This is a genomic window from Mycobacterium sp. 1165178.9, assembly GCF_001673555.1.
In the GTDB taxonomy this organism is placed as follows: Bacteria; Actinomycetota; Actinomycetes; order Mycobacteriales; family Mycobacteriaceae; genus Mycobacterium.
The window spans coordinates 1-10,131 of the sequence record NZ_LZMB01000393.1; the positions used below are offsets into that span (position 1 = coordinate 1).

Annotated in this window: 10 protein-coding genes and 1 pseudogene; 5 read left to right on the plus strand and 6 right to left on the minus strand. The window is 68.3% G+C overall.

The features are described from left to right. The first annotated feature begins 244 nt into the window (after positions 1-244). Together A5652_RS17170 and A5652_RS17175 are read left to right on the plus strand one after the other, a co-directional pair. Entirely contained in the window at positions 245-1,120 is an 876-nt protein-coding gene (locus A5652_RS17170; protein WP_232001226.1) for an esterase family protein, read from the plus strand. Between the two features lie 51 nt (positions 1,121-1,171). Further along, positions 1,172-3,295 carry an acyltransferase family protein gene (locus tag A5652_RS17175; RefSeq protein ID WP_082983962.1) on the plus strand — a complete coding sequence of 708 codons (2,124 nt, stop codon included), beginning with the start codon at positions 1,172-1,174 and terminating at the stop codon, positions 3,293-3,295. A gap of 253 nt (positions 3,296-3,548) precedes the next feature. Here the strand turns inward: A5652_RS17175 and A5652_RS17180 are convergent, their stop codons facing one another. Continuing rightward, the gene (locus A5652_RS17180; protein ID WP_067353848.1) at positions 3,549-4,235 is read right to left on the minus strand and encodes a GDSL lipase; all 687 of its coding nucleotides are present in this window, start codon (positions 4,233-4,235) and stop codon (positions 3,549-3,551) included. Between the two features lie 90 nt (positions 4,236-4,325). Beyond that, complete coding sequence (locus tag A5652_RS17185; protein ID WP_067353850.1) at positions 4,326-5,561, minus strand: acyltransferase; 1,236 nt, start codon at positions 5,559-5,561, stop codon at positions 4,326-4,328. 358 nt (positions 5,562-5,919) lie between these two features. Here A5652_RS17185 and A5652_RS17190 point away from each other — a divergent pair, with 358 nt between their 5' ends. Beyond that, complete coding sequence (locus A5652_RS17190; RefSeq protein ID WP_067353853.1) at positions 5,920-6,360, plus strand: STAS domain-containing protein; 441 nt, start codon at positions 5,920-5,922, stop codon at positions 6,358-6,360. Here A5652_RS17190 and A5652_RS17195 read toward each other — a convergent pair. From A5652_RS17195 to A5652_RS17210, 4 genes are all read right to left on the minus strand, one after another. Next, positions 6,344-6,604, minus strand: coding sequence for a hypothetical protein (locus tag A5652_RS17195; protein WP_067353857.1), 261 nt, complete (start codon positions 6,602-6,604; stop codon positions 6,344-6,346). The two genes, A5652_RS17190 and A5652_RS17195, sit on opposite strands and share 17 nt — an antisense overlap. Continuing rightward, positions 6,601-7,146 (minus strand): DUF3093 domain-containing protein, encoded by a 546-nt coding sequence (locus tag A5652_RS17200; RefSeq protein WP_067353871.1) that lies wholly within the window; start codon positions 7,144-7,146, stop codon positions 6,601-6,603. Before A5652_RS17200 ends, A5652_RS17195 begins: the two co-directional genes overlap by 4 nt. A gap of 13 nt (positions 7,147-7,159) precedes the next feature. Further along, positions 7,160-8,140: a porphobilinogen synthase gene (gene hemB / locus A5652_RS17205; protein ID WP_082983963.1), complete on the minus strand. Its 981-nt coding sequence runs from the start codon at positions 8,138-8,140 to the stop codon at positions 7,160-7,162. An 81-nt stretch (positions 8,141-8,221) separates the two neighbouring features. Then, positions 8,222-9,835, minus strand: coding sequence for a uroporphyrinogen-III synthase (locus A5652_RS17210; RefSeq protein ID WP_067353861.1), 1,614 nt, complete (start codon positions 9,833-9,835; stop codon positions 8,222-8,224). Here A5652_RS17210 and A5652_RS28675 point away from each other — a divergent pair. Together A5652_RS28675 and A5652_RS26960 are read left to right on the plus strand one after the other, a co-directional pair. Then, positions 9,783-9,944, plus strand: a pseudogene (locus tag A5652_RS28675) (hydroxymethylbilane synthase); the annotation flags it as partial. The gene A5652_RS17210 and the pseudogene A5652_RS28675 sit on opposite strands and share 53 nt — an antisense overlap. Before the next feature lie 23 nt (positions 9,945-9,967). After that, the coding region (locus tag A5652_RS26960; RefSeq protein ID WP_156745146.1) for an SAM-dependent methyltransferase at positions 9,968-10,131 on the plus strand (164 nt) is incomplete at its 3' end.

The window sequence follows — 10,131 nt, forward strand, 5'->3', positions numbered from 1 at the left end:
GGGCAATATGGCACCGGCCGGACGGGCGGTGTGACCGCGTCTCCCGCTGTCCGAGAAGGCAATACGATCGCAATGATTTGGGCGGCGGCAACCGCCGGAATCGGCGTTACCATGACTACGATCCGGTGCAACTCGGCGCCGCCCTGGGTCACAGGATCACCGCTTCGTGACCGAAAGGTCACGCCAGATCACACAATGCTTCCAATACGGCGTGGCTCGGCGGGTAATCCCCGCTCAGCGCGGCATCATTGCGATCATGCCTGACCTCACACGCCGAGCGGTGTTCCGGATGGGCGCCGGTGCCAGCCTCGGAGCCGCCGGCGTGCTCACCTTCGGCTCGCTGCTGGCTCCGGCCGCGTCGCGCGCCGCGACATTGCCGCAGGCTCCCGCGCCGTTCGAGCCATCGGCGGCGGGCAAGACCCTGCCGACCCGGCTTACCGGCTCGTTCGTGTCGGCGGCCCGCGGGGGCATCAAGACCAACTACGTGATCGCCATGCCGCCCGGCCAGACCGGTGCGCTGCGCCCCGTGATCGCGCTGCACGGGATGGACGGCGATGCCAACCAGATGATCGACATGGGCGTCCCGGACGGGCTCGCCCAGCTGGCCAAGGAGGGCAAGCCGCCGTTCGCGGTGGTCGGCGTCGACGGCGGCAACACCTATTGGCACAAAAGGACTTCCGGCGAGGACTCCGGTGCCATGGTGCTCGACGAGCTGCTACCGATGCTGTCCACCATGGGTTTCGACACTTCCCGGGTCGGCTTCATGGGGTGGTCGATGGGCGGATACGGTGCGCTTCGCCTGGGTGCCAAGCTGGGGCCCGCACGGACGGCGGGCATCTGCGCCATCAGCCCGGCGCTGTACACCTCGTATCCGCTGAGCGCGCCCGGAGCGTTCGACAGCAATGATGACTTTGTGCAGAACAGCGTGCTGGGGCTGCCCGCGCTGAATTCAATTCCGCTGCGCGTGGACTGCGGCAACTTCGACCGCTTCTATTTCGCCACAAAGCAATTCGTCTATCAGTTGAAGAATCCGCCGGCCGGCAGTTTCTCCCTCGGCGGACACGACGTCGCCTACTGGCGCAGCCAACTGCCCGGTGAGCTTGCCTGGATGGCGACCTAGCCCACGCAGATGACACTTCGGGAGAATTCAGTCGCCGGCACCCCACACCAGGTGGGGCGGCGGACTCCCCGAAAAGGATTCCGGCCCGACATCGAGGGACTGCGCGCCGTCGCCGTGGTCGCGGTCGTGCTCTATCACGCGGGCGTCCCTGGGATCACCGGCGGCTACATCGGTGTGGACGTCTTCTTCGTCATCTCCGGCTTCCTGATAACCGGGCTGCTCTTTCGCGAGGCGAACACCACGAATACCGTTGCGCTGGGCCGGTTTTACGGCGCGCGCGCCCGGCGGCTGCTGCCGGCCGCGGCCATCGTCGGCACCATCACCGCGATCGGCGCCGCCGTCGTGCTGCCTCCGCTGCAGGCGCGCAGCGTGTTCCTCGACGGCATCGCCAGCGCCCTGTATGTCGGCAACTATCGGTTTGCGGTCCGCGGCACCGACTACCTGGCCTCCGAGGCCGCTTCGCCCTTCCAGCACTATTGGTCTCTCGGGGTGGAAGAGCAGTTCTACCTGGTGTGGCCGGTGCTGATCATCGCCGTCGCGTGGTCGGCCGGGCGCATTCCGCCGCTTCGCGGGGCCGCGACGCGCGCGACCCCGTACGCGGTGATCCTCGCGGTGGTCGCGGCGGCGTCGTTGACGGCGGGCGCGCTGTGGACCCGCACCTCGCCGTCGTGGGCGTTCTTCTCGCTGCCCACCCGCGCCTGGGAGTTGGCCGCCGGTGGCCTGGTGGCCCTCTCGCTCCCGCAGTGGCGAAGGCTGTCGGCGCGGACCGCGTCGATCGCCGGGTGGGGCGGCCTGGCGATGATCCTGCTGACCTGCACCCAACTCGACTCCCACACCCCGTATCCCGGCACGGAGGCCCTGCTGCCGGTGCTGGGCACCGCGCTCATCATCGGCGGCGGCGCCGTCACCGGCGGGCTGGGGGCCGGGCGCCTGCTGTGTCGCCCGGCGATGCGCGCGGTCGGCCGGATCTCGTACTCGTGGTACCTGTGGCACTGGCCGGTGCTGCTGCTGATGCCCGCGCTGCTCGGGGAGCCGGCGGGGCTACCGGCCAGGCTGAGCGCGACGGCCGTCTCCGCCGGGCTCGCCGTCATCACGCTGCACTTGGTGGAGAACCCGGGCCGCTTCGCCGCGGCGCTGCGCCGGTCGGCGAAAGTCAGCCTGGTCGTGGCGGGCGGCGCCAGTGCCGCCACCGCGTGCGCGTGCATGCTGCTGCTCAACGTGATCCCCGCGCCGGTGGGCCACGGGGTGGCGGCACCACGCGCCAACATCATCGCGGCGCCGCCGACCGGCGTCCCGGCCGCCAGTCCCCAGGAGGCGGCGGTTCGTCAGGCGTTCGATCAAGCCCGCGAGGCGCTCGCGGCGGCCGTCGGCCTGCGAGCCGTCCCGTCGAACCTGGACCCGCCGCTGGCCAAGGCGCCCGCCGATAAGGCCGCCGTGTTCGTCAACGGCTGCGTGCGCTCTTGGCGCGATGTCGGGCAAAGCGAGTGCGCGACGGGCGACACCGCCTCGCCGACGACCGTCGCGCTGATCGGCGACTCGCACGCCGCCATGTGGAACCCCGCCTTCGAGCGACTCGCCGAGCAGCGGCACTGGCGACTGGAGACGCTGGCCAAAGTGACCTGCCCGCTGCAGGACCTGCACATCGTGAGCCCGTACCTGGGCCGCGAATACACCGAATGCGAACAGTGGCGCCCGCAGATCATGGGCCGGATGAACGCCGAACACCCCCGCCTGATCGTGCTGGACATGAGCCGGCGCTACGGCGGAGACTTCGGCTTCACCTCCTATGACCCGGCATGGATCGACACCGTGGGACGCACCGTGGCGCAGCTGCGCGGCACCGGCGCGACGGTCCTCGTGTTGGGGCCTGCTCCCGACCCGCATTCGTCCGCGCCGACGTGCCTGTCCGCTCACCTAGACGACGTAAACGCCTGCACACCAACGAAATCCGGGGCCGTGGACGGCGACGGGATCGCCGCTGAGCAGGCGGCGACGGTCCGCGCCGGCGGCCACTACGCCGACCTGACCGACATGTTCTGTACCCCCGACCGCTGCCCGATCATCGTCGGCAACACCCTGGTGTTCCGCGACGACAACCACGTGACAACCGAATACGCGCAGTTGGTGGCACCGCTGCTGGGTGCGCTCGCGGACCGCGCCCTGGCAAGCGGGTGAGTAGTGAATGAACTTCTCATGGCTGACCAACGTCAGATCAGTGAAGGACTTTTGGAGGTTTTAGGGTCATGTCACCGCTATTGCTGGTCTGCGTCGCAGTAGCCGCGCCCTTCGCCGGAATCGGGTTCCTCCAGGTCCAAGACCGCTTGGAGCGCTGGGACTACGAACGGCACGCGGACGACTGAGCCAGATCCACCCGAAACTCGCTGTGCCGTCCCGGTTTCGGCTCGGCAACCACACCGCCAGCCCTGAGTCAGGTCGACAGCTGCGAGCGAATCAGCGGCACGATCTTGTCCGCCATGTATTGGTGCCCTGCGTCATTCGGATGCACCCCATCGGCTCCGATCAAGTCGGGCCGGCCGACGAACCAGTGTTCGGCGATCGGGTCGATGAACGTCGCCCCCGCCGCCCCGGCCGCGCCGCCGAGGATGTCGCGAATCAGAAACATCGACGGCGGCACGTCGGCCGTCGGCCACGGCGGTCCTATCACCAGCAGCCGCGCCGCCGGCGCCAGCCGGCGCGCCAGAGCCAAAGCGGCGTTGGTCTTTACCGTCAGCGTCGCTGGATCGACCCCCTGGTCGTTGCGGGAGCCGAAGAACACCACCAGCGCGTCGTCCGGCTCGACCGCCTTCGCGGTCAGATCCTCGAAGACACTGCCATGGTCGCCCGGCGTGGCATAACCGGCTTTGCCTTCCGCGGCCACGCTGCCCGAGATCCGCGCACCGCGGGAACCGAGTGCCTGAAAGGCGCGTGACGTCCACGATCTCGAACCCAGACCGCCCTCATCGGTTCCGGTGGTGTACGAATCACCCACCACCGCCACGTGATTCAGCCGAAAGTCGAGCGTCAGCGTCTCGTAGGTGCGCACCTGCGCCGGGTATGCGATACCCACGCCCGCCAGAAAACTCAACCCAATGAGAAAGGTGGCCAGACGACTCACTCTCACCTCCACTGTCAACGGCATCGTTGGGTGCCGCCGCGTCCTCATCAAGTATTCCCCGTGAGTCGCGGCCGGCCGCTGAGGCGGCCATCACACCGCGCGGGCCGAAACCGCTTCCAGCGGACGGTCGATCGGATGCAGCTTACTGCCCGACTCGCCGGGATCGCTTGCCGCGTTGACGGCTCGGACATCGACCATCTTGCGCATCCACCGGCGGCCCGGCTCCTCGACGCCGTGATACAGCAGCACAGAGGCGACCAGGGCAATCGCCAGCAGGCCGATGACGTTCCACTTCCACGGGTTGTCCAGGGTATTGAGCTCGAATTGCTCCACGGCCCAGCCCCAGGCGGTGTGCACCAGCTCATGCACCATGTACAGGCAGAACGAGATCTTGCCGCCGTACACCATCACCCGGGCCGACAGGACCCTCGGCAGGCTACCGAGCCCGATGGCCAGCGAAATCACCAGCGGAACGAACAACACGTCGACGACGCCGCCGCTGTCATTCTCCACCACTCCCGATATCGGGTGCGCGCCAAACCAATACAGCACGCCCACCACGGCGGCCAGGAGAAGCAGGGAGAGGAATCCGGCGACGCGGCGGCCGCGATCGCCGAGCCGCAGTCTGCGCACCGCGGCACAGGCCAGCGCTCCCGCCGTGAACTGCGTGACGATTCGCGGCAGCCAACTCCACGGTGTGTAGAACTGGCCGCTGGCGAGCAACATCAGCACCGGCGGCAGCGATGCCGCGAACGCCAGGACCATCAGGCTGCGCGCCCTGGTCGCCTGTTTCATCCGCAACAGGACCAGGACCATAACGGCGAACAGCACATAGGCCAGCCATTCCGCGCTGATCGACCAGGCCGGCCCGTCCCAACTCGAGTCATCGAAGAAGGGCACGAACCACAACTGCACCAACAGGATTTGGCGCACGTAGCTGATCGCGGTGAGTTGCGCGGCATCCGGCGACGGCACATGGCCGACGTGCAGGGTGAAGATCACCCACAGGGCGGCGATGTGCAAGGTGACCAGGTACACCGGCCACACCCGGGCCAGTCGCAGCCACAGGAAATGCAGCGTGGCGCGGGTCGACCAGGACCGGCCCATGCGGTCGAGGTAGTTATACGTCAGCACGAATCCGCTGAGGATGAAGAAGAGGTCGACGCCCTGGGCGCCGCAATTGAGCACCGGTGCGAGGGCGTCGCGGAAATCGGTCGACACATCGCCGAGCATCGGCCGGAAGTGGAACAGCACCACCCAGACCGCGGCGACGATACGGAGCCCCGTCAGGGCCGTGATCTCGCCCCTGATCTCTGTGCCCCGCACGCTGCTCTTCCCGTCCGAATCCTGGTGTTTCGTTCTGCTACGCCGACTGAGTGGGATTTCTCGCCAATTGAACGCCCCGACCAGCAACCGGCAGCCTTGGCAGCCTAGCAGCGCAATCACCGTCATGCGGGGACGGTCGTGGTGTGGCACACCGGGTTCCGGGGTATTCCCCGTGCTCGATATCCCGCTGGGCGTTTGCTCAGCGCGGTATCCCGGTGGGCCCACGAGTGTTTCTTAGCAAAGCGTTAGGCCCGGCTTCCGGTCTCCTTATGCTTGGCGCCTAGCGTCGAAGACGTTCTTTGGCGAGCGTTCGACCCGCCGAAGATGGCGCGAGCGCCACGGAGAGTGAGGGGTCTGCATGACGATCGCAGGCAGCCAGACTGGCCACGACAACTGCGTGTTTGAGTGCGAAGGCGCGCAGGTCCGGGCGCACCATCGCCACCTCGCGACAGTCGTGCACATCCGCGGCGAAATAAACGATGCGAATGTCGACCGCATCAGCGATCACATTGCGCGTTTCACGCTCGGAGAAAACCCTGTGGTGCTCGACGTCGCCGACGTCGGCGGATTTGCTGAGACCGGCATCTCGCTGCTGTACGCGTTCGACGCCGATTGTCGCGCCGCCGGGGTGGACTGGACCCTGGTCGCCAGCTCAGCGGTGACCCAGGTGCTGGATGACACCGGTCATGACGCGAATTTTCCGATCATGCGCTCGGTTCACGAGGCCCTGCAGGATCGGGCGGACGCCATCGCGCTGCGCCGACGGATGGCGCTGCCGCTGGTCAGGAAGCCGCTGTAGGTCGCGAGCGCGCGCGTCGCAGCCTGGCAATCCCGACGATCGCCAGCACCCCGGCGCCCGTCAACAACACCAGCGTCAGCAGTAGCAGCTGCGGGTCGTAAGTCAGCGACGTGGTGGAGGGCTGCCCGCTCGCGATGGGTGCCACGGTCACCATGTGATGCGAGTGCCGCCAGCTCAGCCCCGAGCAGATGAGCGCGACGCAGGCCAGGCCGAGCTCGAGCATCGCGCGGCGGTGGGGGTTCATTGGGCCGTCCCGGCGTCGTCGTCCCGATCCCCGTCGATCGATCGGGTGGGCTCCACCCGCTCCTGGACCAGTGGGGTCAGCGCCGCCCGCAGCTGACGATGACGACGCGCCCAGGCTTGGGCCGTGCGCTGGTTAGTGAGTTTGAGGCCGATGCCGACGCGTCCGCGCGGCACTCCGACCAGTTCGCCGAGCGCCCGGGCCGACTGCCACCTCGCCACGTCTTTCTCGGAGGCTTCGTGGTTGTCGGCCTCGGGGTACACCTTGACGATTTCACGAACCAGAATCGTTTCCGTGCCCTGGCGCAGGGCGTCTTCGGTGAGCTCGACCGAGACGTGAATCCGTGCGGCCTTCACCTGTATCCCCAGGAACGCCGAGACCATCACCAGGAAGATCGCGGGCACCACCAGCGACACCGGGGCACCGCTCCAGATTTCGATCAGGACCATGGCCACCGCCGCTGCCGGGCCGCACGCCAACCACCACCAGCTGGCGCCGGGCTCGTAGAACAACGGCTTGGGTGCGGCGTCGCTGTCGGTAGTCATCGCAAGCCCCGTCTCACGAGAGCCACCCTGCCGCATCCGCGGCCCAATAGGTGAGAACGATGTCGGCTCCGGCGCGCCGGATGCTGGTCAGCGACTCCAGCGCCGCGGCGCGCTCGTCGATCCAATTGTTCGCGGCCGCAGCGCGAATCATCGCGTATTCTCCCGACACTTGATAGGCGGCGACGGGAACCGGCGAAACGTCCGCCGCGGCGGCGACCACGTCGAGATAACTCATCGCCGGCTTGATCATCACGATGTCGGCGCCCTCGTCGAGATCGAGCTCGATCTCGCGCAGCGCCTCCCGGGCGTTGCCCGCCTCCTGCTGATAGGTGCGCCGGTCACCGGAGAGGCTGGAACTGACCGCCTCACGAAACGGGCCGTAGAACACCGAGGCGAACTTGGCGGCGTAGGCCAGGATCGCGACGTCGGTGAAGCCCGCGGCGTCCAACCCGTCGCGAATCGCACCCACCTGTCCGTCCATCATGCCGCTCGGCCCCACCACGTGGGCTCCCGATTCAGCTTGCGCCACAGCGAGTTCCACATACCGGGCCACGGTGGCGTCGTTGTCGACCCGGCCCCGGTCGTCGAGGACGCCGCAGTGACCGTGGTCGGTGAATTCGTCCAGGCAGGTGTCGGCCATCAACACGGTGGCCTCGCCGAGGTCCTTGGCCAAGTCCCGCAGCGCGACATTGAGGATGCCATCGGGGTCGGTCCCGACTGACCCGACCGAATCCTTGTCCTCGTCACGCGGCACGCCGAACAGCATCAGCCCGCCCACCCCCGCGGCGACGGCACCGGCGGCCGCGCTGCGCAACGATTCACGGGTGTGCTGCACCACGCCCGGCATGGAACTGATGGGCCGGGGCTCGTCGATGCCGTCGGCGACGAACATCGGCAGCACCAAATGCCTTGGCTCCAAGGATGTTTGCGCCACCAATCGACGCACTGCCGGGGTGGTGCGAAGCCGACGCGGGCGCTGCCGCGGGTACGCCATGCTAGCTCCCTCGGTGGCGACCTGGGGGCACCGCCCGCTTGCGGGGGACTGCGCCCGGCCGCGCCGCCCTTGCGATCGCCACTAACGCCTGCGGCTCTTTTTGCGCGGCGGTGGCAGCGCACCCTCGGCGCGCAACCGCGCGGCGTGTTCGGCCAGCGCGTCCACCAGCGGGCCAACCGCGGCGGTATCGGGCTGGACATCGACCCGCAGACCGAATTCGGCTGCGGTCTCAGCGGTCTTGGGACCGATGCAGGCGATGATCGTCCGTGCGTGCGGCTTGCCGGCGATGCCGACCAGGTTTCGCACCGTCGAGCTGGACGTGAAGCAGACCGCGTCGAATCCACCGGTCTTGATCATTTCCCGAGTCTCCGCCGGCGGCGGGGCGGCCCGCACTGTCCGGTAGGCGGTGACATCCTCGATCTCCCAACCCCGTTCGCGCAGGCCCTCGGCCAGCGTCTCGGTGGCGATGTCGGCCCGCGGCAGCAACACCCGGTTGACCGGGTCGAAAATGCTGTCGTAGGGCGGGAAGTCGTCGAGCAGGCCCAACGAGGACTGTTCGCCGGCCGGCACCAGTTCGGGGCTGATCCCGAACGCGCGGACCCGGTCGGCGGTCGACTCGCCCACACACGCGATCTTCACTCCGGAGAACGCGCGCGCATCCAAACCGAACTCGCCGAACTTCTCCCATACCGCGCGCACAGCGTTGGTGGAGGTGAACACCACCCACTGGAAGCGGCCGTCGACCAATCCCTTGACGGCCCTTTCCATCTGGGCCGGGCTGCGCGGCGGCTCGACGGCAATGGTCGGCACCTCGATCGGCAGGGCGCCGTAGGAGGTCAGGCGCTCACTCATCTCGCCGGCCTGATCCTTGGTGCGCGGCACCAACACCGACCAGCCGTACAGCGCACGGCTCTCCCACCAGTTCAGCTTCGCCCGGCTGGCCACCGTCTTGCCGATGGTCACCACTAGCGGGCCGGTCAGCGGACCGGCGGGGTCGGTACCGCCCAGCACCGCCGAGTCGGTCAGACCGTGCAGCGTGGTTTCGATGGAACGCTGCTGACAGGTGGTGCCGTGCGCGGTCACCACGCACGGGGTGTTCTCGGCCAGCTCGTGCTCGATCAGGGTGCGGGCGGCATCAGCCAGATGCGACGACGTGGCCTGCAGGATCAGCGGACCGGGCGCCGCGGCCAACGCCTCCCAGTCCACGTCGCCGCGCACGTCGGCGACCGTGTGCGAGGAGCCCAGCGGCAACCCCGCGTACGTCGGGACGGCGTCGCTGGGGGCCAGCCCTGGCACGATCTCGATGTGCACGTGGCTCCGCGCGACGGCGTTGACCTCCGTGATGACCGCGTCGACCGTCAGCGGGTCGCCGGCCACCAGGCGCACCACGTCGACGCCCGTCTTCGCCTCGCTGGTCAGCGTCTTGGCCACCTCGGCGGGCTCACCCAGCGCCGGGCGGATATCGGGACCACCGGATATCACCGCGGGCTGCGCCTTGCCCTGGACGGCACCGCTGTCGCCGTTCGGGCCGGCCTCCTCGGCCGGGGCCGGGCCGGAAACCGGTGGCAGGTCTTTGCCGATCAGGGCCAGCACCGGCTCAGGCACGTCAGGATCGGTGAACACCAAAGCGGCGTTCGCCAGCACCGTGGCGGCGTTGGACGGGTCCGACGTGATCCGCGCGTCCGGTATCGGCAGTCCCGATCGGGCACGAGAGCTTGGGCTTTCGGTGGCCGCGGAGCTGTTCGAGCTGGGCGCGCGAGAGCTGATGAGCGAAGCGCGGCAAGACCCGGCGCGAGGAAGTTAAATGCGAGTTACGTGGGAGCGACAATGACGACGCGAGGGCGTAAGCCGACACCCGGCCGCATCACGTACGTGGGTTCCGGCCCGGGTGACCCGGGATTGCTGACGACCCGGGCCGCCACGGTGCTGGCGAACGCCGCTTTGGTGTTCACCGATCCTGACGTGCCTGAGCCGGTGCTGGCCCTGATCGG